Source organism: Peribacillus loiseleuriae (assembly GCF_001183985.1).
Classification (GTDB): Bacteria; Bacillota; Bacilli; order Bacillales; family DSM-1321; genus Peribacillus; species Peribacillus loiseleuriae.
The window spans coordinates 2,072,527-2,096,832 of sequence record NZ_LFZW01000001.1 but is presented as its reverse complement, the minus strand read 5'-3'; the positions used below and the strand labels follow the sequence as shown (position 1 = coordinate 2,096,832).

Annotated in this window: 25 protein-coding genes and 4 pseudogenes; 8 read left to right on the top strand and 21 right to left on the bottom strand. The window is 37.1% G+C overall.

Annotation, left to right across the window (positions count from 1 at the left end):
* Positions 1-455 precede the first annotated feature (455 nt).
* From AC625_RS09875 to AC625_RS09865, 3 genes are all read left to right on the top strand, one after another.
* Positions 456-1,694, top strand: a complete 1,239-nt coding sequence (locus AC625_RS09875) for a saccharopine dehydrogenase family protein (protein WP_049681151.1) — start codon at positions 456-458, stop codon at positions 1,692-1,694.
* A 1-nt stretch (position 1,695) separates the two neighbouring features.
* The gene (gene nspC, locus AC625_RS09870; protein ID WP_049681150.1) at positions 1,696-2,823 is read left to right on the top strand and encodes a carboxynorspermidine decarboxylase; all 1,128 of its coding nucleotides are present in this window, start codon (positions 1,696-1,698) and stop codon (positions 2,821-2,823) included.
* A gap of 239 nt (positions 2,824-3,062) precedes the next feature.
* Positions 3,063-3,314 (top strand): DUF2535 family protein, encoded by a 252-nt coding sequence (locus tag AC625_RS09865; RefSeq protein WP_049681149.1) that lies wholly within the window; start codon positions 3,063-3,065, stop codon positions 3,312-3,314.
* A 286-nt stretch (positions 3,315-3,600) separates the two neighbouring features.
* On the opposite strand, the gene AC625_RS09860 is transcribed toward AC625_RS09865, so the two are convergent.
* The 5 genes and pseudogenes from AC625_RS09860 to AC625_RS09845 form a co-directional block, all read right to left on the bottom strand.
* Positions 3,601-4,308, bottom strand: a complete 708-nt coding sequence (locus tag AC625_RS09860; RefSeq protein WP_049681148.1) for an IS6 family transposase — start codon at positions 4,306-4,308, stop codon at positions 3,601-3,603.
* Between the two features lie 55 nt (positions 4,309-4,363).
* Positions 4,364-4,543 (bottom strand): annotated as a pseudogene (locus tag AC625_RS25680) (response regulator transcription factor); the annotation flags it as partial.
* A 237-nt stretch (positions 4,544-4,780) separates the two neighbouring features.
* Complete coding sequence (locus AC625_RS09855; RefSeq protein WP_049681147.1) at positions 4,781-5,200, bottom strand: GNAT family N-acetyltransferase; 420 nt, start codon at positions 5,198-5,200, stop codon at positions 4,781-4,783.
* Between the two features lie 218 nt (positions 5,201-5,418).
* The gene (locus AC625_RS09850) at positions 5,419-6,003 is read right to left on the bottom strand and encodes a GNAT family N-acetyltransferase (RefSeq protein ID WP_049681146.1); all 585 of its coding nucleotides are present in this window, start codon (positions 6,001-6,003) and stop codon (positions 5,419-5,421) included.
* 1,253 nt (positions 6,004-7,256) lie between these two features.
* Positions 7,257-8,093, bottom strand: coding sequence for an SDR family NAD(P)-dependent oxidoreductase (locus AC625_RS09845; protein ID WP_049681145.1), 837 nt, complete (start codon positions 8,091-8,093; stop codon positions 7,257-7,259).
* Positions 8,094-8,230: 137 nt separating this feature from the next.
* Here AC625_RS09845 and AC625_RS09840 point away from each other — a divergent pair, with 137 nt between their 5' ends.
* Positions 8,231-8,593 carry a winged helix-turn-helix transcriptional regulator gene (locus AC625_RS09840; RefSeq protein ID WP_049681144.1) on the top strand — a complete coding sequence of 121 codons (363 nt, stop codon included), beginning with the start codon at positions 8,231-8,233 and terminating at the stop codon, positions 8,591-8,593.
* Between the two features lie 748 nt (positions 8,594-9,341).
* Here AC625_RS09840 and AC625_RS09835 read toward each other — a convergent pair.
* From AC625_RS09835 to AC625_RS09820, 5 genes are all read right to left on the bottom strand, one after another.
* Entirely contained in the window at positions 9,342-10,535 is a 1,194-nt protein-coding gene (locus AC625_RS09835; RefSeq protein WP_049681143.1) for a cytochrome P450 family protein, read from the bottom strand.
* Between the two features lie 333 nt (positions 10,536-10,868).
* Positions 10,869-11,039, bottom strand: a complete 171-nt coding sequence (ligD, locus tag AC625_RS28510) for a non-homologous end-joining DNA ligase LigD (RefSeq protein WP_156187491.1) — start codon at positions 11,037-11,039, stop codon at positions 10,869-10,871.
* Complete coding sequence (ligD, locus tag AC625_RS09830; protein ID WP_049681142.1) at positions 11,017-11,328, bottom strand: non-homologous end-joining DNA ligase LigD; 312 nt, start codon at positions 11,326-11,328, stop codon at positions 11,017-11,019. The genes ligD (AC625_RS28510) and ligD (AC625_RS09830) overlap by 23 nt, the downstream gene beginning before the upstream one ends.
* 121 nt (positions 11,329-11,449) lie before the next feature.
* Positions 11,450-11,650: a hypothetical protein gene (locus tag AC625_RS09825; RefSeq protein WP_049681141.1), complete on the bottom strand. Its 201-nt coding sequence runs from the start codon at positions 11,648-11,650 to the stop codon at positions 11,450-11,452.
* Positions 11,628-11,969, bottom strand: coding sequence for a hypothetical protein (locus tag AC625_RS09820; RefSeq protein WP_049681140.1), 342 nt, complete (start codon positions 11,967-11,969; stop codon positions 11,628-11,630). Before AC625_RS09820 ends, AC625_RS09825 begins: the two co-directional genes overlap by 23 nt.
* A gap of 204 nt (positions 11,970-12,173) precedes the next feature.
* Here AC625_RS09820 and AC625_RS09815 point away from each other — a divergent pair.
* Positions 12,174-12,881: pseudogene (locus AC625_RS09815) on the top strand (IS6 family transposase).
* A gap of 63 nt (positions 12,882-12,944) precedes the next feature.
* Here the strand turns inward: AC625_RS09815 and AC625_RS09810 are convergent.
* From AC625_RS09810 to AC625_RS09785, 6 genes and pseudogenes are all read right to left on the bottom strand, one after another.
* Positions 12,945-13,388: pseudogene (locus AC625_RS09810) on the bottom strand (SDR family oxidoreductase); the annotation flags it as partial.
* A 281-nt stretch (positions 13,389-13,669) separates the two neighbouring features.
* Positions 13,670-14,521, bottom strand: a complete 852-nt coding sequence (locus tag AC625_RS09805) for an aldo/keto reductase (protein WP_049681139.1) — start codon at positions 14,519-14,521, stop codon at positions 13,670-13,672.
* 37 nt (positions 14,522-14,558) lie between these two features.
* Entirely contained in the window at positions 14,559-15,542 is a 984-nt protein-coding gene (locus tag AC625_RS09800) for an aldo/keto reductase (RefSeq protein ID WP_049681138.1), read from the bottom strand.
* A 3-nt stretch (positions 15,543-15,545) separates the two neighbouring features.
* Positions 15,546-16,010 (bottom strand): flavodoxin family protein, encoded by a 465-nt coding sequence (locus AC625_RS09795; protein ID WP_281177270.1) that lies wholly within the window; start codon positions 16,008-16,010, stop codon positions 15,546-15,548.
* A 35-nt stretch (positions 16,011-16,045) separates the two neighbouring features.
* On the bottom strand, positions 16,046-16,690 hold the full coding sequence (locus AC625_RS09790) for an NAD(P)H-binding protein (protein ID WP_049681136.1): 645 nt from the start codon (positions 16,688-16,690) through the stop codon (positions 16,046-16,048).
* Positions 16,691-16,695: 5 nt separating this feature from the next.
* Positions 16,696-17,904: an MFS transporter gene (locus tag AC625_RS09785; RefSeq protein ID WP_245644972.1), complete on the bottom strand. Its 1,209-nt coding sequence runs from the start codon at positions 17,902-17,904 to the stop codon at positions 16,696-16,698.
* A 203-nt stretch (positions 17,905-18,107) separates the two neighbouring features.
* On the opposite strand from AC625_RS09785, the gene AC625_RS09780 reads away from it, so the two are divergent.
* The gene (locus tag AC625_RS09780; protein ID WP_049681135.1) at positions 18,108-19,025 is read left to right on the top strand and encodes an AraC family transcriptional regulator; all 918 of its coding nucleotides are present in this window, start codon (positions 18,108-18,110) and stop codon (positions 19,023-19,025) included.
* A 116-nt stretch (positions 19,026-19,141) separates the two neighbouring features.
* Here AC625_RS09780 and AC625_RS09775 read toward each other — a convergent pair whose 3' ends face one another.
* Positions 19,142-19,468, bottom strand: a complete 327-nt coding sequence (locus AC625_RS09775; protein ID WP_053178055.1) for a hypothetical protein — start codon at positions 19,466-19,468, stop codon at positions 19,142-19,144.
* A 41-nt stretch (positions 19,469-19,509) separates the two neighbouring features.
* On the opposite strand from AC625_RS09775, the pseudogene AC625_RS27680 reads away from it, so the two are divergent.
* Both AC625_RS27680 and AC625_RS27675 read left to right on the top strand, forming a co-directional pair.
* Positions 19,510-19,938: pseudogene (locus AC625_RS27680) on the top strand (AraC family transcriptional regulator); the annotation flags it as partial.
* Between the two features lie 48 nt (positions 19,939-19,986).
* Entirely contained in the window at positions 19,987-20,310 is a 324-nt protein-coding gene (locus tag AC625_RS27675) for a helix-turn-helix domain-containing protein (RefSeq protein WP_281177269.1), read from the top strand.
* Positions 20,311-20,697: 387 nt separating this feature from the next.
* Here AC625_RS27675 and AC625_RS09765 read toward each other — a convergent pair whose 3' ends face one another.
* The 4 genes from AC625_RS09765 to AC625_RS09750 all read right to left on the bottom strand — a co-directional run bounded on the left by AC625_RS09765 (position 20,698) and on the right by AC625_RS09750 (position 24,292).
* Positions 20,698-20,880, bottom strand: coding sequence for an aspartyl-phosphate phosphatase Spo0E family protein (locus AC625_RS09765; RefSeq protein WP_049681133.1), 183 nt, complete (start codon positions 20,878-20,880; stop codon positions 20,698-20,700).
* A gap of 312 nt (positions 20,881-21,192) precedes the next feature.
* Entirely contained in the window at positions 21,193-22,152 is a 960-nt protein-coding gene (pfkA, locus tag AC625_RS09760) for a 6-phosphofructokinase (RefSeq protein WP_049681132.1), read from the bottom strand.
* A gap of 158 nt (positions 22,153-22,310) precedes the next feature.
* Entirely contained in the window at positions 22,311-24,029 is a 1,719-nt protein-coding gene (gene ptsP / locus AC625_RS09755) for a phosphoenolpyruvate--protein phosphotransferase (RefSeq protein WP_049681131.1), read from the bottom strand.
* Positions 24,026-24,292, bottom strand: a complete 267-nt coding sequence (locus AC625_RS09750; RefSeq protein WP_049681130.1) for a phosphocarrier protein HPr — start codon at positions 24,290-24,292, stop codon at positions 24,026-24,028. The genes ptsP and AC625_RS09750 overlap by 4 nt, the downstream gene beginning before the upstream one ends.
* Positions 24,293-24,306 lie beyond the last annotated feature (14 nt).

The following is a 24,306-nucleotide window of genomic DNA, read 5'->3' as shown; positions in this document are numbered from 1 at the left end:
GATTGGCAACTTTAGTTGCCTTATTGATTGAGTTAAAAGCTCAAATTTTATAAGTTGGTTACTTTACAACCAGTGCATATGCACATCAACTTGTGAAACGGTCAATAAGAGTAGTAAAAGTAATTATTTGCTATATAGACTCTGATCATATTACGATATATTTTGAATATCAAAGGGCTTTCTACCTTGTCCTAAGACTTTTATGGTAGACGTATACATATGACTTTTATCATAGATATACTTATGCTTTTTAATATTGATGATTATATCTAAAGCAAGTGTTGTGCGCGATTACGCGTTTTAAACTTGCTTTTTTTGTGGTTAAAAATTCTTTGAGGGGTTATGACAATAATCTTTTTCCTATAGACATCCTATGTAGTAGATGCATTGCTAGTTTGGTTGTTATGGAATTCCCTCTTTGCTTTGCAAAATCTATTTAGTTAGGAGATAAGAAAATGGGAAAAGCACTTATTATTGGTTGTGGTGGAGTGGCATCAGTAGCCATTCATAAATGTTGTCAAAACAGTGAGGTATTTGAAGAAATTTGTATCGCAAGTCGTACAAAATCTAAATGTGATGCTTTAAAAGAAAAATTAGATGGTGGAAAAACAAAAATTACAACTGCACAAGTTGATGCAAATAATGTTGATGAATTGATTGCTTTAATTGAAGAAGTAAAACCAGATATCGTCATGAACTTAGCTTTACCGTATCAGGATTTAACGATCATGGATGCTTGTCTTGCAACAAAAACAAACTATTTAGATACTGCCAATTATGAGCCGGAAGATACGGCAAAATTTGAATACAAATGGCAGTGGGAATATCGCGAACGTTTTGAAAAGGCTGGTATTACAGCTCTTTTAGGAAGCGGCTTCGACCCTGGTGTTACAAGTGTATTTTCTGCCTATGCACTTAAACATCATTTTGATGAAATTGAATATATCGATATCCTCGACTGCAACGCAGGAGATCATGGATATCCTTTTGCAACGAATTTTAATCCTGAAATCAATATTCGTGAAGTTTCTGCCAATGGCAGCTACTGGGAAAACGGTGAATGGATCGAGACTGAACCAATGGAAATCAAACGCGTTTATAACTTCCCTGAAATTGGCGAGAAAGATATGTATTTATTGTACCATGAAGAAATTGAATCTCTTGCTTTAAACATTCCTGGAATTAAACGTATCCGTTTCTTCATGACATTTGGCCAAAGTTACCTTACTCACCTAAAATGCCTTGAAAATGTAGGAATGACTTCAATTGAGCCAATTGAATACGAAGGAAAACAAATCGTTCCGCTTCAATTCTTGAAAGCTATGTTACCTGACCCTTCTTCTCTTGGTCCACGCACAAAGGGAAAAACAAACATAGGCTGTATCTTCCAAGGTAAAAAGGATGGAAAAGATAAAACGTATTACGTATACAATGTTTGTGACCATGAAGAGTGCTATAAAGAAGTAGGTTCACAGGCAGTATCTTATACAACAGGCGTTCCTGCGATGATTGGTGCGATGATGTTGATGACTGGAACATGGAATAAACCAGGCGTATACAATATTGAAGAATTTAATCCAGATCCGTTCATGGATGCATTGAACAAATGGGGACTACCATGGAAAGAAAACTTTGATCCAGAACTTGTCGATGCTGAACCTGTAAAAATCTTAGAGCCGGAGCTTGTTTATTAAGATGCGGTTTGAAGAATTACCAACACCATGTTATGTAGTCGATGAAGGTCTTCTGGAAAACAATCTAAAAATCCTGTATGGTGTCATGGAACGTACAGGATGTAAGATTGTTTTGGCACAAAAAGCATTTTCAATGTATTCGATGTATCCTCTCATTGCAGAGTATTTAAGTGGTACGACAGCAAGCGGCTTATACGAGGCTCGTCTAGGTCACGAGGAAATGGGGAAAGAGAATCATGTCTTTTCCCCTGCCTATCGTGAGGATGAAATCGACGAAATTATATCCATTTGTGATCATATCATCTTTAATTCTTTCTCACAGGTGGAAAAATTTAAAGATAAAGTTCTTCAAGCCGGTAAAAAAGTGGGCTTGCGCATCAATCCTGAATGCTCCACACAAGTTGGGCATGAAATCTATGATCCATGTTCACCGGGCTCTCGATTTGGTGTAACAAAAGAGCATTTTCGTCCGGATTTGCTTGAGGGTGTTTCAGGGCTGCATTTCCACACACTATGTCAGCAAAACTCTGACGATTTAGAAACAACGTTAAATGCGGTTGAAGAAAAGTTTGGACCGTGGCTTTCGCAAATGGAATGGGTCAACTTTGGTGGAGGCCATCATATTACAAGAAACAATTATGATATCTCATTATTAGAAGAGTGTATTAAGAGAATGCAAGACAAATATGATTTAGAAGTTTATCTTGAGCCAGGAGAAGCCGTTGCTCTTAATGCTGGATATTTAGTTACGACTGTACTTGATACGCTTCAAAACGGTATGGATATCGCTATTCTTGACACTTCTGCATCTTGTCATATGCCAGACGTGTTAGAAATGCCTTATCGTCCGCCACTTCTTGGTTCAGGGGAAGTAGGAGAAAAGCCATTTATGTATCGACTTGGAGGACAAACTTGTCTTTCTGGAGATACGATCGGGGATTATTCTTTTGATCAACCTTTGAAAAGTGGAGATCGATTAGTATTTGGCGATATGGCAATCTACACAATGGTGAAAAACACCACTTTTAACGGCATGCCATTACCAGCCATCGCCGTTCAAGATAAAGATGGAGATTGTCATATCGTGCACGAATTTGGCTATCAAGATTTTAAGATGAGACTCGCATAAAAAAGTAGTAGAAATTTCATATGTTATTTATCCGTAACGGGAAGCACGGTTTCGAAAATGAGGCTGCCCACACAAAGGTACCTTTAAAGAACCAGATTCTGAAACATGAGTCTGGTTTTTTGTGTAAAAACTTATAAAATCCTTTTGTCCGAATTATTTTATAACACTTCATATTTAGACATGTTTTGAGATGATAATAGGTTATAATATAAAGAAACAGGTAAAAAGAGGATGATATTTTGTTGTATAAGAGCCTAGATTTCAAAAATGTTGTTGGACAGAAGGTAAAAATCAGTGAAATCCCTGTATTAGGAAAAAATAATCGTTACTATTTTATGATTCAAGTTCGATTGCAAATCTTTATCTCATCACTTTACAATAAACTTCAAGAAAAAAGCTGTTATTCCTTTCGTGATTATTTGAAACGAAAAATGAGATGGTCTGATTTCGAGGATTTATTTAGTATTCAAGAATTTAGAAATAACGCTTAATTCTCTTAAGAAACATTCAAAATGACTTCCTACATTTTTATATCATCTATAAAAAGTAGTAAAATAAAGAAACAATTATTTTATTACCTAAACTGTCAATCCAGCAGCTATGTGCTACTGGATTTTTTCTGAACCTTTCCAGTTACATATGGTACAGTTTATTACAATTAATCTTAAAAAAACCTCATTTACTTATGATACGGTTCACCACTATTAATCTTGGGGTTCTGGTGCAAAGATAAAGCAAAAGAGAATAAAGCGCATATATTCCTAGCGGAATCGTATCTTATGCTGCAATCCCAAACAATTGATGGATGAATTCTTTCTGATTTTGAATAGACTTATCCCGTAAATCAATCTGTTCTTTTTTAATCATATGCATGGCTTCTACTCCTGAAAGAATGGATGTAGCTGTGGTAAAAGACTTGAACCCTAACATAGGAATGACTCGTCTCTTAATGAACCGATGATCCTGTTCCACGATGTTGTTCAGATATTTCACTTGCCTTATTTGGATGCCTTCTAGTATCTTTTTTTCTTCTTTTAACTTCTCAATTGCTACTGGATAAGCTGGATTTTTATCTACAGTAATGACACGAGGAGTGGATACATGCGAAAAAGCCAAGGCTTTTTTGAAAAAACGCTTGGCTGATTTGGTATTTCTATTTTTACTTAAATAAAAATCAATGGTATTCCCTTCTGAATCGACTGCACGATACAAATACATCCATTGTCCTTTTACTTTTATGTATGTTTCATCTACTCTCCACGAGTTATTGGTCTGCTTAAGATGACGCCGGATTCTCTTATCCAACTCAGGACCATATTGATGAACCCAACGCATAATCGTTGTGTGAGCTATCGACAGGCCTCGCTCTTCCATCATTTCCACCAAATCACGAAAACTTAATTTGTACCGTAGGTACCATCTCACTGTAAAAAGGATAATCTCAGGTTGATAATGTTTCCATTTGAACAAATTTTGGTTTTCCATACTGATCATGCTCCTTTTTTAGAGTAGTAGTATCAGTATGTTCAAGTTTTAGAGATTACTTGCAAGTGACTTGAAGTTTTTGCACCAGAACCCGATTTTCTAAGTGAAGTTTGTTCAAAATATTTTTAAGATGACTCTTAACCGTATGTTCAGAAATGAAAAGATTTTCAGATATTTCTCTGTTTGACAGACCCTTTGCAACAAGCTGAAGTACTTCTAATTCCCTGAATGACAATATAGCATGATTTAAGTGTTGCTTTGAAATAAAGTTTGGTCAAAAGTATCCCGCAAAAACTCATTTTAGGGGCAAAAAAGAATCCGTTTTGAAAAAAGTTTGATCAAAATGGATTCTTCTCTTAAAAATTAATATACATTTTTTGTAAAAAAGTTTGATCATTTTCTACTTATGATCTTCAAGTAAAGACCCCGTTAGCTTACATCCCAAAAATAAAACAAGCCTCAATTATTTATTTTATTCATATTCCATAACCCAATATTTTTCTTCGGGTTTACCTTCTTCAACAACTTTCTTCCAACCATTATTCTCATAAAACTTCATTGCTTTTTGATTTTCAGATACACATTTCAATCTTAATGGTTTATTCATTTTTTCTATGGATGCATTAACCAATTGACCACCAACGCCCTTACCCGAGAAATCAGGGTGAACAAATAAATGATGTATAAAATTATCTGGCAAGTACAAAGAAGCAAATCCGAGGATATGAGTATCTTCCTCAGCTAAAATTATATACTCTCCTACAGTATGCTTATCAAAGTCGTCTAAAGTCATTTCTTCTATATCTGCCCAATGAAAACTTTTACGACGAGATTTTAAGTATATCAGTCTTAAATCAGGGTAATCTAATTCACTTGCTACTCTAATATTCATATTTTCTCTCTCACTTTCTTTTATATAAATAACAACATAATGTTCAATCTATATATTGTAGGTTTAAATCAAGATTTTCCTTCTTACACTAAAGAGGTGATTTCAACAATAGGACCAATTCCTGAAGAAAAAGCCACCAGAAAAAGCATAAAAGATTGTTTGTTCCACTGTTAGGTCATTTCACATGAAATTAGTTAATTTAAGAAGTGACCTCCGTTTTACTTTGTTTCTGAAGTTGATGGATATGTGGTACCCTCCCATTCAGACTTTAGAATTGAATATTGATATTCATCAATCCACTGTCCTTTTGACATATAGTTTTGTAATAAATGACCTTCTCGCCTCATACCCACACGTTCTAGCACCGCAATAGACTTGGTATTTCGAACATCTGAGAAAGCAATCACTTTATGTTTTTCTAATGAATTAAATATATAATGCAATAACGCACAAACAGCCTCATTTGCATATCCATTTCCCTGATATTCTGGGGAAAGAGTAAATCCAATTTCTACGATGCGAGGTTCATTTAAAAGTGTATGAAGAGCGCAATCTCCAATAAGTTCGTTGGTTTCAGCTAAAGCAATTGCAAATTGGAACCAAGTACCTGGTTGATTAGGATTATTTTTAATTTGTTCATTAACAAACGTTTTTGCTTCGTGATATTGATAATTCTCCCATGACTGAAATTTAGCAACTTCTGAATTAGAACGGTAAAAATGAAAGTATTTAGTGTCATTGATATTAAATCTTCTTAAAATAAGACGTTCTGTTTTTTCAAAAAAATGATCGTATTTTCTCATATTCTTTACCTCTATTCCCTACATTTGTTGTGAGATGGATTTCTTTGTTTCATAGACCTTTTAGTTCATTATAAAAAAGTTAATTCATTCTTATAAACCGCAACGTTAGTTTAAATGGTCCTAGAGTATTGACATGTTTGTTCATACATCATAACCCAATATTTAGTTCTATATGTACAATAATGGTTCAGCAGCCCGTTTGAATCCTTCGTATTTAATTGAAAGACTAATCTTTACAGATGGAAACAACGTAGTGCTACATATCCATTCTTGTTGGTTTAGAATAAAATTTGATTATTATTCACTCTAAATCCTTGATTTTACTGCATATAAAAAGCAATCGTTTTGAATAAAGAATGATCAAAACAATTGCTTTCTTTTATTTTTAAGAACTGTTTTTTATAAAAAGATTGATTATTTTAAATCTCCTTATTCCACTAGTCGAGTAGAAGGGAACCTCTCTACCTTACGGTAGATTGTGTTCCTCCCCCCTCACAGAACCGTGCTTGCGTTATTTACGCACACGACTCCTCCTAGTCACCATTCATAAAATGTAGCTAATCACTTTTCTTTAGTCAGTCATAATTATTCACCTTAACTCTTAGTTAAGGTAACGGATATTTATGAAGAAAGAGTCTGATTTTATCTCAAATAAGGGATTTCCTTTTGCTAATTTTGCTATCCTTAATAGTTTTGTTTCCATTTATTATACCTACCACTGCGTGTAGTAATTGTATCCCTAGTAAGGGTGATAACTGGTAGCTAGCCTTTCCTTCATTGGTACTACGCTGCTATCCGACTCCCTACAACGGCATTTGGTTTCCTTGCTTATTATCGCTTGTACACCATACTCTTCTATAAGAAGAAAAGACCGGTAGGGTCTCCCGAGTTGCCGTATCATATCAATGTGTGACGTGCCAAGGTCTCTGACTCCAGAGAGATTTTATCCTTCTTGCCTTTAACGATGGATAAAATGTAGCTTTCTGCTGTGCTTAAGGCATCAGCCCTCTCGATTTACTAACATTATGGAGCTCAATCCCTTCAACCGTTTGGCTTTCGGCCCGCCACCTAAATGTCTACGCTTAAAGGATAATGTTACCATTAGTCCTCCAAGACTCGCTACGAGTGAATGGCTAGTTCTTTCTCGACGGGAATCCCACCCGCTATATGATACGACCTAGGCTCGACCGCACAAGCACCCGTTAGTTTAAGTACATTCCTTCACAAACTCAGTTAATGCGATTTTCATTTTTTTATTTCTGAATTAATTTATTCGTTTCATTCAATAAACGCGCGGCTTTATTCTTATCAAATGTTGGCATTGACAGATCTACTCCTTTTTTTTGAACATATGCACTTAGTGTTTCTTTTGGCGGGGCATCTAATAAATCGATTACCGGAAGAATTGCTTCTTCAGGAGTTTTCCCAATTAATTTATAAATGAAAGCATTGATTCGTTGCTGTATTTTATTTTTAGCTGAAGCATCTGCACCTGTTGTTCGAACAGCCCATGGATTAAATAAAATGTATTTAATATGCTTGGCTTCATTTTTGTTATCGAATGATACAGCTAGCAAATCATTCAATCGACTTCCGTGACGTTGCGCTTTAGTACTATCAAAGTTTTGGCTCATTTGGATATCATCCCATTTCACTTCACCTTTTAACCCTGGAGCACTTATGTTAATAATAATTGGCCCATTTGATTTTTCCATTAATGATTTTAGACCATAGCTTAATACATGACGACTTAAATAATATAAAGCAAATGTAAACTCAAAACCTTCTTTAGTTTCTCGTTTATTTGGACGATACGATTGATCCGCTGCTGTTAAAATTAAGGTGTCTAATGATTTCATTTCTTGTTTCATAAATTCGATGATTCTTTTGTTTTCACTAATTAAGCTTAAATCGGCTTCAAGAAAAACAGCGCGATTCGAAGCATTTAATTGCTTCGCTTCATTTATAAATTGGGAGCCTTTATCTTTCGAACGACCAACAATAATCACACGATGCCCGTTTTTTAATTGAGTTATCGCCAAAGCTTTCCCCATTCCATCTGTACCACCAGTAATTAATATTGTTTTCATATTATATCCCCTCTAACCAACAAATACTTTTCATGTATTTTTTTATTTATGATGTCTATAATAGAGGGATTACAAATAGAAAAACAGTAGTCACTTTTTTGTGACCAGCTTATACTTTTTATTGCGAGGTGGACAAAATGGCTAAATTCAATTTCAACCTAGACACTCTTCCCCCATCAGAAATCCGAGAAGAAATTTGTTCTTTGACGATTACCCAAAATGTTCTTCAAGGTAGATGGAAGCCGCTTTTAATCTGGTATATTTCACTTCAACCACAAAGATTTGGTGAATTAACACGGCTTCTTCCTGGAATCTCAAAAGGGATTCTCGCCAAACAATTAAAAGAGTTAGAAGATGATGGTTTAATCCAAAAAGAAATATTTGATGAATTACCTTTCAAAGTAGAGTACACATTAACCGATTTAGGTGAACAACTTCTTCCTGTAATAGCTGTTATGCAAGATTGGGGTAAAAAATATATAGATTCTCGACAGAAATAAAGGAGTTAAGTGTAGGTCACTTAACTCCTTTTGAATAGATGCCTTATTCAAGATACGGATAAAAACTAATATTCAACTTGTGGCACTTCTTATTTCTTCAACCCTTTATCTGTATTGTTAAACGGCACAACAAACTCGTTCTTCAACTAGTCGAGTAGAAGGGAACCTCTCTACCTTGCGGTAGATTGTGTTCCTCCCCTCACAGAACCGTGCTTGCGCTATTCACGCACTCGGCTCCTCCTAGTCACCATTCACAAAATGTCTAGCTCTCTTTTTGGTTTTTAAAAGAGATTTCTCCAATCTACATGAAAGTATAGAAGAAGAAAAAGAAGAGAAAATGAAGCAAAGAGTAATCCTGTCAAGGTTAGAAAAATTTTTGAATGAGCAAGATACAATTTCTGCAATGAGAAAAGCAAAAGAGATGAACGATATTATTAAATTAAAGAATCCTAAAAAATGAAGGCAATTTGTTAAAACTGGTTATTTACGATTCCTCAACTATAGAAGCATTTTGTAGCTTTATAATAAAGTTTGATCAAAAATATCTTATGTGCCTGCATTTTACGGCAAATCAAAAGAATCCATTTTGAAAAAAGTTTGTTCAAAATGGATTCTTTCTTTATCATTTCAAATGTGGTTTTTAAAAAGTTTGGTCATTTTCTCCTGTGTTGCCTACAATCGCGCCCTTTAATGGAATAACATGGCGTCATTTAAATTATAATTTTACAGCTTTAATAGGATGAAAAATTTAAAAGGAAAGAGGTATTTCTTTTACCCCTCTTACAACCATACCGGGTCTCCATTCAAGTTCATTCATATCAACTCTTAATTTGATTTGTGGAAAGCGCTGCAAGAGACTGCTGATAGCAATTTCGCCTTCTAGACGGGCAAGTGGAGCACCCAGGCAAAGATGAATTCCTTTCCCGAAAGCAAGATGAGGACTTTTCTCACGGGTAATATCAAAAACCTCCGGGTCTGTAAATTGATTAGGATCATGGTTAGCGGAATTCAGAGCGATAATCACTAAATCTCCCTTACTTATTTCTTTCCCTTTGAATTCAAAATCTTCACGTGCCCATCGGGATGTGCTAAATTCGACTGGGCCATTATACCGGAGCGATTCTTCAAGTGCTGTATGAATCATTTCAGGATGATCCTGCAAGAGCTGTAACTGATCAGGGTGTTCCAAGAAAGAGAGAATACTATTGCCAATCAGATTTACCGTCGTTTCATGTCCTGCGATAATCAAAAGTGAGACCACCCCATATAACTCTTTCTCTGTTAATTTGTCACCCTCCTCTTCGGCCGTGATCAGTTGGCTAATTAAATCTTCCCCTGGACTTTCCCGTACCTTTGAAAACCGGTCTCCCAGATATTCGGTGAATTCCTGCATATGAACTGCCATATCTTTCGCATGTTCACCGTTGGTTCCTTCAATTAATGAATTTGACCATATGCGAAACTTGTCACGGTCTTCTGATGGAACGCCTAAAATCTCACATATTACGATAATCGGTAAAGGAAAAGCAAGATCATCGATTAAATTCATACTATCCTTTTTGGCAATTTCGTCTAAAAGATCATCTGTTATCTCCTGAATTCGATCCCTCATTTCTGCTATCATTCGTGGCGTAAATGCCTTTTGAACAAGCCCCCGTAATCTTTTATGATCTGGCGGATCAGAAAAAAGCATATTGTGGGTAAAAATGCTATCGTATCCCTCATTTTCGCCAGTTAACTTTGAAAAATTCTTAATAAATCTTAAGTCCTTCAGAGCTTCAATGGCATCTTCATACCGTGTAATCATCCAGCCGTACTGACCATCCGGAAGGAGGATTCTGTAAACAGGTTCCGTTTCTCTCAATTTTGCATATGTAGGGTATGGATTCTTTGTAAATTCCTTCGTAAATAAAGTGTTATTAGTTGACTCATTTGAATTCAATTGAAATCTCCTCTCGAATACTTTTTCATGAACGTTCCACTATCCATTTGAAATTGACTTATTTTAAAGTCCATTTGCCATCACTAGTGAGTATGTTATCTAAATGATTGTTTAGATATGTTCTAGATAAGCATTTGCCCCCTTTTGATTATAACTAGGCACCAAACTTTTAATTATTTTAACCTAATCTAAAAATACAAAAACCTAATATATATATACTTTATGAGTTTTACCATTATGCTTTCTATTTTTTTCGTTTAAGAAACTCTAGAATTTCTGAAAACGGTTGCTGATGCCGAACAAGATGATACTCTCTAAAAGGACAGCAATGCTTTATAATCCGCTTTGGCACACTAGAGACGGTGTAATTTCTAATTTGAACGCCTCTTCGCTTTCTCTCAACTCTTCCCAATACAGTGGCGTAGCCACTCCTGCAAAATCGTTACCGCGAGTGGAATAAGGGGCAATGATTGTTTTTCCTTCATGATGTTGAACCGAAATCAAGATACAAACGCTGATGCCGATTTTTTTTTAGTCGTTCTGTTGTAAAGTCATCTGGAAATGTACTTTTTAAATAATCCCCGAGAAATGTAGTGAAAATCCTTGTATCATCATATGTAAAGGTCTCTTTTGGCAGGGGTATATGCACTTGAAGTCCTTTATTTCCCGAAGTCTTAATAAATGCAATTATTCCAAGCGGCTTCAGTACTTGATAAATCTCCAATGCGGCCTTTACTGCAAGGGAAGACTTTTCTTCAGAAGGAGGATCTAAATCAAGGACAAGTTCATACATCGTTTACTGAGTAAAGATATCACGTATTCATAGTAACTTTTCACTCAATTTTTCTTCTTAGAATACTTTAAATACTCCTAATTTTCATAGTACAGATAACCGCATATTCCTGACTCTACCCTTATTTACGCCCAGTCAATTGACCAATAAACTCCATATCATCAACCTTCCAACCTTGCTCTTTCACATATATGAGCGATGTTTTGACGATAACCGTTTCAGTGGCAGCAACATTATTAAATTCCGTAGTGAGCTTGAATTCATTAAAAAATTCAGCTTCCGTCTTCGAGGACTGGTATTCAAAAGGCTTCAGGCCTATCATGGATGACTGGACCGATTCTTCCGAATCCGGAAGGATAGGTCGCCTTGTATCCCTGATTGGTCATGAACGGTTCAATTTTTTTGTATCGTTCAGCAGTGGTTTGATAGGTGAAAAAACTTTCAAGAAACTCACGATTTATCTCTAATGGATCCGTGTTCTGGATAGAGGATAGAGATTTAATCTGATCTTCATAGTTGCCCTGGTTCGCTCTGACTTCCTGCAACTGTGATTGCAAGCTGAAAACGTACATAATAACCAAAGCAGCAACGACAAATACGATCATTAAAAATAAGAAATTTTTCTTTTGGGTTGGCTCCATCCCCTGCACCTCCGTTTCTATATCCGTCTAAAACCTAAAAAGGGATATAAGTTTTTCCATTCTTCAACGGATGAATAAGAAGTACCACCACTGCTATTTGCATTGATAAATTGGTTCTGGTGCAAGAATTCCAAGAAAATTGCAATGAATCTCTAAATCTTGGACATACTGATACTATTACTCTAAAAAAGGTGTGTGATCAGTATGGAAAAGGAAGATTTGTTCAAATGGAAGCACTATCATCCTGACATTATTTTGTTAACAGTAAGGTGGTACCTACGGTACAATTTAAGTTTTCGTGATTTGGTGGAAATGATGGAGGTGCGTGGCTTATCCATGGCTCATACAACGATTATGCGTTGGGTTCATCAATATGGACCTCAATTAGATAAAAGAGTACGTCGTCATCTTAAGCCAACAAATGACTCTTGGAGAGTCGATGAAACGTATATCAAAGTAAAAGGTCAATGAATGTATTTATATCGTGCAGTCGATTCAGATGGGAATACCATTGATTTTTATTTAAGTGAATCAAGAGATAAACAAACAGCCAAGCGCTTTTTCAAGAAAGCCTTGGCCACTTCTCATGTTTATAAACCTCGTGTCATAACAGTGGATAAGAATCCAGCCTATCCTGTAGTGATTCAAGAGTTAAAAGAAGAGAAACGTATGCCTGAAGGCATACAAATAAGGCAAGTTAAATATCTCAATAATATGGTAGAACAGGATCATCGTTTTATAAAGAAGCGAGTTCGTTCGATGTTAGGATTGAAATCATTTCGTACAGCCACTTACATACTGAGTGGTATAGAAGCCATGCATATGATTAAAAAGAAGCAGGTTCATCAAAGGGTAAAGTCTGCCCAAAATCAAAAAGAATTCATCCATAAATTGTTTGGATTAGCTTCGTAAGTTAGCAATTTAAAGGAAACTCATACTCTATGCTTCTAACGAGTGATTTTTGCACCAGAACCCTACAAAGTGTCCTGCTACAGAAGAAAGATTAATAATATGACCGGATTTACGTTCTCTCATTGTTGGAAGAACTGCAGCAATGCCATAAAGCACTCCTTTAATATTGACATCAATTATCTTGTTCCAATCATCAATCTTTTTCTTATAAAGAAATGAATGTGGCATCACTCCGGCATTATTTACTAATACATCGATTTTTTCAAACTCATTAAGAGCAACCTCAGCTAATTCTTCCATTTGTTCATGCGGAGTTACATCCGTCACTTTATAAATAGCTTCTCCGCCAGTATTTTGAATGTCTTGTTGCAATTTTTTCAAACGATCTTCACGTCGCGCTGCAAGAACAAGTTTTGCGCCTTTGGAGACAAGTTCTTTTGCGGTTTCTTATCCGATCCCACTCGATGCACCCATAATAAGGACAACTTTATCTTGAATATTAGACATACTAGAGAACATCCTTTCCAATTTGTTGATTTTATTTTCGTATTCTGCCGGATATCGAACATATGAAATCTTGGTTTTCGAGAGCGCTTTGTTCAAATCGTACCCATGCAACTGAGTCCCTTTGTAGAAACTTCTAGTCCTTACTCAACAGACTATAATGGAAAAAGCGTATGTAGAATTCACACGCTTTTTCTTTTGGATTTTACACCTTAATAAACAACAGTATTTCGGTGAGTAGACTAAACCCAGAATATCATTTTGATTGTTGATAAGAATGAACATTAAATATCAAGTTTACGTGTCCCGATCCATTTCACCATTTCAGGGTCTTGATGAGAAAAGAATAGGCTTTGTTTCGTATCTAAGGTAGCAATTTTCTCCATATCTTCTTGGCTTAATTCAAAGTCAAAGATATTGAAGTTCTCGATGATTCTTTCCTTACGAACAGACTTTGGAATCACAACGACACCTCTTTGTGTCAACCAACGTAAAACCACCTGAGCAACGGTTTTGTTATAATTTTCAGCAATTGATACCAAAGTTTCGTTTTGGAACATGTTATTTTTTCCTTCTGCAAACGGTCCCCAAGACTCAATCTGAACATTGTTCTCTTTCATAAAGTTATGACTTTCAATTTGTTGATTGAAAACATGTGTTTCGACCTGATTTACGGCAGGAACAACTTCATTATGAATGATTAAATCAATTAGGCGGTCTGAATAGAAGTTACTTACTCCGATTGCTTTGATTTTTCCCTCCCGGTATAATTCCTCCATAGCTCGCCAAGAACCATATACATCTCCGTATGGCTGATGAATTAAATACAAGTCTAAATAATCCAATTGAAGTCTTTTTAGTGAATTGGCAAATGCTTTTTTTGTGCTCTCATAACCAGTATCCTGAACCCATAGTTTCGTAGTAATAAACAATTCCTCTCTTGGCACACCGCTCCGCTTAATAGCTCTGCCGACCGCTTCTTCATTTAGATAAGAGGCAGCGGTATCAATCAGTCGATAACCAGCCATAATAGCGTCATAAACAGCTTGTTCACATTCTTTTTCATCTTGAATTTGAAAAACACCAAAACCGAGTATCGGCATTTCAACACCATTGTTTAAAATAATTTTTTGCATAAAAAATTCCTCCTATTAATTAAATTTTGAGTGTATTTTATTTTCCCACTCTATTTGCGTATTCTGCCGGGTAGCGCTCTCCCGAAACTTCAATCTTTGATAGTGCATCGTTCAAATCATGTAGTTCTTCAGCAGTCAGCTCAACATCCGCTGCGCCAAGATTTTCTTCCAGACGTTCCAGTTTCCTTGTACCGGGAATCGGAACAATCCATGGCTTCTGAGCAAGTACCCATGCTAATGCGATTTGAGCAGGGGTTGCATCTTTCCCTACTGCAATCTTCTTTATCAGTTCGACCAATATCTGATTCGCTTCGATATTTTCCGGTTTGAAACGAGGAACAATACTTCGAAAATCGGAGCTAGCAAATGTTGCATTTTTATCAATTTTTCCAGTAAGGAAGCCCTTGCCCAGAGGGCTAAACGGCACAAAGCCGATTCCAAGTTCTTCAAGAGTAGGCAACAGTTCTTCTTCAGGACTTCTCCACATCATGGAATATTCACTTTGAATTGCAGTCAAAGGCTGAACCGCATGTGCGCGGCGAATCGTTTGTACTCCTGCCTCAGAAAGCCCCCAATGTTTAACCTTACCTTCCTTGATTAGGTCTTGTACAGCACCGGCTACTTCCTCAATAGGCACATTGGGATCAACCCGATGCTGATAGTAGAGGTCAATAGTATCAACTTTTAGGCGATTTAATGAGCCTTCAACAGATTGCCGAATAGTCTCCGGCTTGCTGTCAAGCACCTGCTTGCCATTTTCCATTTGGATACCGAATTTAGTGGCAATGACCACTTTTCCCTTGAAAGGTTCAAGCGCTTCACCAACCAACTCCTCATTCACATATGGACCATAAACTTCGGCGGTGTCGAAGAAAGTGACTCCTCGATCAATGGCTGCATGAATCAGCGAAATCATCTCTTTCTTGTCCGATACCGGACCATAACCATTACTCATTCCCATACAACCAAGACCTATAGCAAAAACTTCCAAGCCGCTATTTCCTAATAGGCGTTTTTTCATGATTTATCTTCCTTTCTCCTCTTTATTATCCATTAGATTGTGCAATTTGGTTGCTTCCTTAGAATTAGTTGCTAATCCCATATAATTCATGTGGAAACGGCGACAGAGATGTTTTATTACATTTGTAATATAAGGAATAGCATCATCAGGTGCTGTACCTTGAATTAATAGATAAACACGTTTACCTGCTAATGGGGCATCCAAAGCGTCTGCAAAACGATCAATGAAAGTCTTTAAATAACCACTCATACTTGACCAATAAACTGGAATACCAATGACGATATCATCTGCCATTATTAATTGTTCCATGACATTTTGAAAATCATCTTGCTTTCCGTCGGAGTCTTGTCCGATTTGATTAATATGATGCTCAGCGAAATTGATAGGAATATAATCAAGACCTTGAAAAACTTCTTTTGCTAATCTAGCAGTATTACCATCAACATTCATACTGCCGTTTAGAAATATACGTCTCCAAAATATTCCCCCTCAACTTTTATATTTTAATAAAATGATGGCTTCGCCCAATCTGTATTTGGTTCACTTACTCCTAGACTAGTTTGAAAATATTTATCACTTTTTTCTTCAATGATATCCATGATTAACTGAGTTACAGCTTGACGTGTAACTTGTGCACCAACAAACGGCTCTCCTTTATGGGTAATCATATATTTAGTATTCCTATTTTCGTTGTAAAGCCATGTCAATCTTAATAGTGTATAATCTAGCTTTGATTTTTCTAATAACCGTGCTGATTCAATCTGGGACTGCATTCTAGGGATTCCTCCAATCATACGTTTATTCCATTCTCCGAAAGCTCCCGGCACTTCATCATATATTCCAAGAACCGATGCCGCGATTACTCTTCTTACTCCTGCATCATTCATGGCATTAATAATTGTTTTTGTTGATTTATCGTCACCCATGTCGTTGATATAAACAAGGTCTACATCTTTCATCGCATCGATCAGTTTATCTTTGTCTTTAAAATCACCATCAAAAATCTCTTCACGGCTCTTATCAATGAGCGTTAAACGCTTATGACCGTTTCTTGCATAAAGAACGGTTGAATGGCTAGTTTTATTGAGCAATTCACTTTTTAGCATATGGGCTATTTGACCTACAGCACCCAAAATCAAAATTTTCATTATACCTACTCCCTTAAATAAATTTTGTTCCTATTTTCTACATTATCCCCTTTCTCTTGGTAACGTCGGGTAAGCCCAAATGAGGTAATATTTACAAAGAATGCGACTGCTACCGCGGCGGCACCTATCCAACAAATTGCTAGTATCGATGAGCCTCCCACGACGATTCCCCCGATACCAGCGCCTGCTGCAAATCCAAGCTGCACAAAGGTGCTATTTAGACTAAGCATAATACCAGAGGCTTCCGGAGCGATTGAAAGCAGATTGAAATTCTGTGTTGGCCCAAACGTCCAAGCAGAAATTGACCAAAGCATAAGTAACATAATGACGCCAACTGCCGAACCAGACACGACCGACACCAATGCAAGACTGAGGAATTGAACTGCCATGCTACAAAGAAGGGTCCGAGTGGTACCAAGCCGATCCGCCAGAAAACCGCCAGTTTTGGACCAAATCAAGCTTGCTATCCCTAAAGCAAAAAGAACGGTGCTCACTTTCCCTCCACTAATTGGTATGGCAGAGGTTAAGAAGGGGGTAATATACGTATTAACCACTGAATAGCCAATAAATACGAACAACGTCATACCAAGGGCGAAAGTGACTTTTGGATTCTTTAACAGTGCGAGTTGTTTGCCAAGAGGGATCGGTTTTTCACCTTCCATGGACGGAATCGCCCTTGCGACAGCGAAAATTCCGAGAAGTGTGAAGAACCCAATGCCCCAAAAAATCACCTTCCAATCGTATGCCGAAGCGATTACACGTCCTATGGGAACACCAAGGACAAGGGAAGAACTGAAGCCCAATGAAATATTGGACATGGCTCCACCCTGCCGCCCAGGGGGTGCCAATTTCGCAGCGACCGCATAAGCAGTGACGACGAAGACGCCTGTTCCAACCCCAAGAATAGCACGGGAAACCATCAAGAAACCAAAACCGGGCAGGGCAAGTGTCGAAATGACTCCTAGTAATACGATGGCAAGAGCTATTAGCAGTTGCTTACGCCGGTCTATTTTTGCAGTCGCTACGATAAAAATGGGCGTTCCAATTGCAGTGGCAAGTGCAAATGCGGTGGTAAGCTGTCCAGCTGCCGATAACGATACATCGATAGAAACAGCTACCTGGTCTAGAATGCCAGAGATAACATTTTGTGACGTGCCAACCAAGAAACTGATGAGAGTTAACATGTATATTTTCCAAGTATTGTTCATGGTCATCTTTCTACTCCCTTATCTATAATTTGATATTTTTACGTAAAAAAAGATGTGCAATTACTTGATCCTAATTATGCTACATATGAAATCACGACTGGTATCACAATTCTGTCAAATGATTGCATAATCCTCTCACAACCATTTACGCAGAAAGTGAATTAGTCTTATAATGGGATCATCACGAATGAAGAAAAAAAGGGGGATTTATGTTTGAACAATTATATAGACAAAGAGTTGAGCTCGCCAAAATTATAGAGGGTAACACAGGACAGGGCGGTACTCAAATGACCGCTATTCCGTCTTTATTTTTCTCCCGTTACTCTAATGATACTGGACCAAATTACGGAGTTCACAAGCCTTCCTTATGCATTGTCGTTCAAGGGATGAAGGAGGTATTACTTTCACAGGAGCGTTTTCAATATGGTCCTGCCGATTACCTTGTTGCATCCGTTAATCTGCCGATTTCAGGACAAGTAACAGAAGCCTCTTCTGAAGTTCCATATCTGGCTCTCAAACTTGAATTCACACCGAGTGAAATATTGGAGGTGTTACGTGAATTCCAAATGGGAGTTGACAAAAAGGAAAATGCCAACCGAGGAATGTATGTCAGCAAAATAGAGCAATCTCTGTTAGACGCGGTAACCAGATTAGCTCGACTTCTAAATAATCCGAAAGATATCAAGGTTCTTGCCCCTCTAATTAGGAAAGAAATCATCTATAGAGTTCTGCAAGGAGAACATGGAGAATTGCTAAAACAAATAGCAATAGAAGGAAGTTCCACCAGTCAAATCAATGACGTGATTGAACATATCATGACTAATTATGAAAAGTCTTTTAAGATTGAAGAACTTGCTGAAATAGCAAATATGAGTGTTTCTTCACTGCATCGGCACTTTAAAGAGGTAACAGCAATGAGCCCCATTCAATTCCAAAAACAACTGAGACTACAAGAAGCCCGGAGTCTGTTATTATCCGAATCAGCGGATGCAGCAGATGTTGCATTCCGAGTAGGCTATGAAAGTCCATCACAATTCAGCCGTGAATATTCGCGCATGTTTGGTTTACCACCAAAAGAAGATATAAAGCACCTAAAGGAGCAAAATGACCAAAGGATAAAAGCTTGATTCCCCTGCTTACGGGGGTTCATACTGCGTATAAATTATAGTTGCAACTACACTTTAATAGCATGAAAAGGTGCATTAATCCAATCCCAGATTAATGCACCTTTTCATGCTATAATTTACCTTCCTTTGTAAACCATAGCTTTATCCTGCTTCCGAACAAATTTCAGTACATAATGAGTCTCACTGATATATATTCCCATGATGGATAGATGATCGATTAAAAATCCTATGGAAGACTCATCATAGTTCCAACCAAATGGATTATATACGGTTAACTTGTAAAGTATACCTCTCTCAAAAGAAGCCTGCACGCCATATACAACTATCAACACAGCTATGACACGCAACGCAATTGTGCGGATACGGCTATAGCTGGTAATTCCCGTCATCTTTCGTACTTCATTGATAATTGTTCTCCAGGACATTCCTATATGCACAGCCATGAAGATAAATCCCCAATATGAAGTCATAACCAGGGTTATACCTTAGTCGTCGTTCCAAGGAAATCGGACCAGTTTATGGGATACATACATTTTCTTTATGTATAGTCGCCCAAGGTTATAAAGAAGTTTACTTAGGAAAAGAGAGGTATGGTTATGGAACAAGAGATTATTTTGTAACAGTGGCAGATGTTCCTATTACGGCTCATGTCCTAAAAGCTTCAAAGGATTTCCCTTATTTGTAAATCAAGTTACAATTTACCACAAAGGATATACTGGATCTAATTAATAAAGGCGTACAAGTAAAACCTAATATGGAAATCAAACAAAAACGAAGTATGCTCGTTAGCTCATTAAATGAGGGAATTTTCAACGCAGTTTGTCGCATGGTTGAACTTTTACAAGAACCTGAGAGTATTCCTTTCTTAGCACTTTTAATTAAAGAGGAAATCCTATACAGAATTCTACAAAGCTCTGATGGTCATATACTGCATCAATTTTTTAATGGGAAAACCAGTAAAATGAGCGAAATCATTTCTGAGATTACAAGGAATTATGAACGAAAATTAAGCATACAGGATCTTGCAGAAAGTGCAAATATGAGTGTCGCGTCACTGCATCGTCATTTTAAAGAGATGACCTCAATGAGTCCTATACAGTTTCAAAAACAAGTGCGATTACAACAAGCAAGAAGTTTATTAAAACTTGGAAAAATAAGTGCAGCAGATGTTGCCTTTAAAATAGGTTACGAGAGCCCTTCTCAATTCAGTAGGGAATACTCCAGATTATTCGGTTGTGCCCCCTTAAAAGATATGGAAAGATTAAAATTAGAGTACGGATCCTAAAATTTTTACCTGTTTCTGTTTCTGGTTCTATTATTTTTGAGATTCACTATAATTCTAATAAAATGGCACTGTCCGAAAAGTAGTTTTTTAAGCAAAAATTTATATACAGCAAAACCCAAGAATGTTGTTTTATCAACATTCTTGGGTTTTTTCTTGGTTAAAATTCACGATAAAATGTACCTTTTAGACAACCCCATTCTTACCTCTATGTACCGTAACAATAAAGTCATTTAATTTTGAAGCGTCAAACTCGCATAAAACCGTTCTAAATTCAGATCAAACAAAAAATAAGTTGTTTAATTTCGATCGTAACATGAAGATTAAATTTCAAAACTAATGATAATAAAGTTGTTTAAAATGTTAATATTCAAACAACTTCATTGCCATTCAACAACATATTTCTATTTTTTTATAAGAAGATTTTTGATAGATCGTGATGAGTTTGTCTAATTTCCGACTGCAATAAATGGTCTCACGGCTATTTAAGCCAGTTATTTCAGCAATCTGAATCAATTCTTTTCTCAGTTGATTGATTCTGTATTCTAACTCATCTAACTCTATAAATATCATACAAATTCCCCTAATCACTCACCCATTATCTTAAACTGGTTATTAATAAAAATCCTTTCTTAGGTCGACAAATCAGTGAAAACTTATATTTATTTAGTCTTTTCGCTTGCACATGTAATATTGAACAACTTTATTATGTTTTAAATGACTTTATTGTAAATTGAAAAACTTTATTGTCACTCAACATATTACCTCTGTGCTAAAAATATTTATATGAACCTATTAGATTAATAGCAAGTCAAACACAAGACCTGCATTAACCATGGCTTTCTACCTTGTTTCACTATTAAAAAGCTGGTGGAAATGCACATCCTAAATAGAAAGCTCTTTTGACAATCTCAGAAGGTTCGTATCAAGCGTATGTGCTCCTCCCAAAATATCTGCGATTTCGTGATCTATTATTTGATTGTTTTCAATCCCTACTGCCCTTCCACCTTTTCCTTCTATTATAAGTTCAACTGCACGTGCACCAAGCCGGCTTGCTAATACACGGTCAAAGGCTGTAGGAGAACCACCACGCTGCATATGTCCTAATACAGAGACTTTGGTATCAAAATTCGTTAGCTCTCTAATTTGTTTGCCCAATTCAACACCGCTTGCTGCCCCTTCAGCAACAACGATGATGCTATGTTTTTTGCCCCGTTCATGCCCCTTTCTTAATCGGTCACAAATTTCGTTCATGTCGTAATTTTCTTCAGGAACGAGAACCGTTTCTGCTCCTCCGGCAAGCCCGGCCCAAAGCGCAATATCACCGGCATCCCTTCCCATTACCTCAATTACAAAGGTTCGTTCATGTGATGTTGCGGTATCTCTAATTTTATCGATTGCCTCAATGACAGTCTTTAAAGCTGTATCAAATCCAATCGTAAATTGTGTTCCGCAAATATCGTTATCGATTGTCCCCGGTACACCCACACATGGAAAACCATGCTCAGTGAGAGCCTTAGCCCCTCGGTATGAGCCATCTCCGCCGATTACAACCAAGCCCTCAATACCAGCCTTTTTTAATTGCTCAATACCCTTAAGTTGACCTTCTTTTTTCTTAAATTCTTCACATCTTGCCGATAAAAGAATCGTTCCGCCGCGATGTATAATGTCACCAACAGAGCCCAATCCAAGTTCCTCGATATTTCCTTTTATTAAACCAGCGTATCCGCCATATATTCCAGATACCTTAAGATCATGGTAGATTGCTTTCCGAACAACTGCTCTGACAGCAGCATTCATTCCAGGCGCATCTCCCCCACTCGTTAAAACACCTATCTTTTTCATTTCACCCTCCATTGTTCATGTGCCATCAATGTGTATCATCGTTCATTGTCTCGGTTCTTACGAGAAATGGTTCATAATGGTTAATGAGAACGGCTTTTACAAGTATTTTTCAAAAAAATAAAACCGTCCCCGTTAAAAATCATTTTTTATAACCGTTCCTATTTCATAATTTCCTTTACGGCTTCGATTACTTCACTTGTTGTTTTCATTTGCAAGGCTTTTTCTGCTAAGTTCTTCATTTCTGTTTTAGAAAGACGAAGAATTTGGGAACGTACTTTTAGGATGGATGTTGCACTCATTGAGAACTCATCAAGTCCCAGGCCTAAGAGAATTGGAATTGCTGTTTCGTCTCCCGCCATTTCACCGCACATACCTGCCCATTTGCCTTCAGCATGCGCAGCATCAATTACCATTTTAACCAATCTTAAAATTGCCGGACTGTATGGCTGATATAGATAGGAAACACGTTGGTTCATACGATCTGCAGCCATTGAATATTGGACTAAATCATTTGTACCAATGCTGAAAAAATCCACTTCTTTAGCAAACTGATCAGCTAAAACAGCAGTAGAAGGAATTTCCACCATGATCCCCAGCTCGATTTTTTCTACTACCTGCTGGCCTTCAAACAAAAGCTTTTGTTTTTCTTCTTCAAGAATTCCTTTTGCCGAACGGAACTCATCTAGTGTGGCAATCATAGGAAACATGATTTTTAAATTTCCATAAACGCCTGCTCTAAGCAAGGCTCGAAGTTGGATGCGGAACATATCCTGCATTTCTAAGCATAAACGAATCGCACGGAATCCTAGAAATGGATTCATTTCCTTTGGTAAGTCTAAGTATGGAAGTTCTTTATCTCCACCGATATCAAGTGTACGCACAACAACAGGCTTACCTTCCATGCGCTCTAATACGGATTTATAAGCATCAAATTGCTCCTCTTCAGTCGGAAGCTGAGTACGTCCCATATATAAAAATTCGGTACGATACAAGCCGACACCTTCACCACCGTTTTCAAGTACACCCTTTACATCCTCAGGCGTACCAATATTGGCAGCGAGTTCTACATGTTGTCCATCTTTTGAAACAGTCGGCTCATTCACAAGCTTTGCCCACTCTGCCTTTTTTGCTTCATAAGTAGCTTTTTTCTCTTCATATTCTTTCACAGTATCAGCTGACGGATCGACAATCACTGTTCCAGCTAAGCCGTCTAGGATGACTAATACGCCATTTTCGATATCAGTTGTGCCTGTTTTTGTTCCAACAACTGCGGGAATTTCCAATGAGCGAGCCATTATTGCTGAATGGGATGTGCGTCCACCGATATCGGTCGTAAACCCTTTCACATATTGTCGATTTAATTGAGCTGTATCAGATGGAGTTAAATCCTCAGCAATAATAATAACTTCCTCAGAGATCATACTTGGATTCGGAATCGTTACACCTAAAAGATGAGACATCACACGTTTTGTCACATCCCGGATATCTGAAGCACGTTCCTTCATGTATTCATTGTCCATTGACTCGAACATGCCGATAAACATATTTGCAACTTCCTGTAAGGCAAATTCAGCATTCACTTTTTCAGTTGTGATTTTGTCTTTGATTGGGTTAATAAGCTCTGGATCACTTAGGACAAGAAGGTGAGCAGCAAAAATTGCTGCTTTATCTTCTCCTAACTCTTTGAAAGCATGTTCTTTTATTTGTTCAAGCTCCGATGTCGATTGGCTAATCGCAGCAGTAAAACGTTGAATTTCTGCTTCGATGCTGTCAATCACACGTTTTTCCACGACTAGTTCTGGTTCTTCTAATCGATAAGCTTTTGCAATGGCAATTCCTGCTGATGCTCCAATCCCTTTTAGACTTTGAACAATCATTGGCCTAACCCCTGTTTCGTGATTGTTTCAGTAACCGCAGCAATTACTTCGTTTTCATCTGAACCAGATGCAACAATTTTTGTTTCAGCACCTTTTACAATTCCTAATGACATAACACCCATAATTGATTTTAAGTTTACGCTTTTTCCGTTATATTCTAAGTTGATCTCACTGTTAAAATTAGATACTGATTTAACCAAAAGTGTTGCCGGGCGTGCATGAATTCCTGCATCATCAATAATTGTGTATAATTTTTCTGCCATTTATTATGACCCCT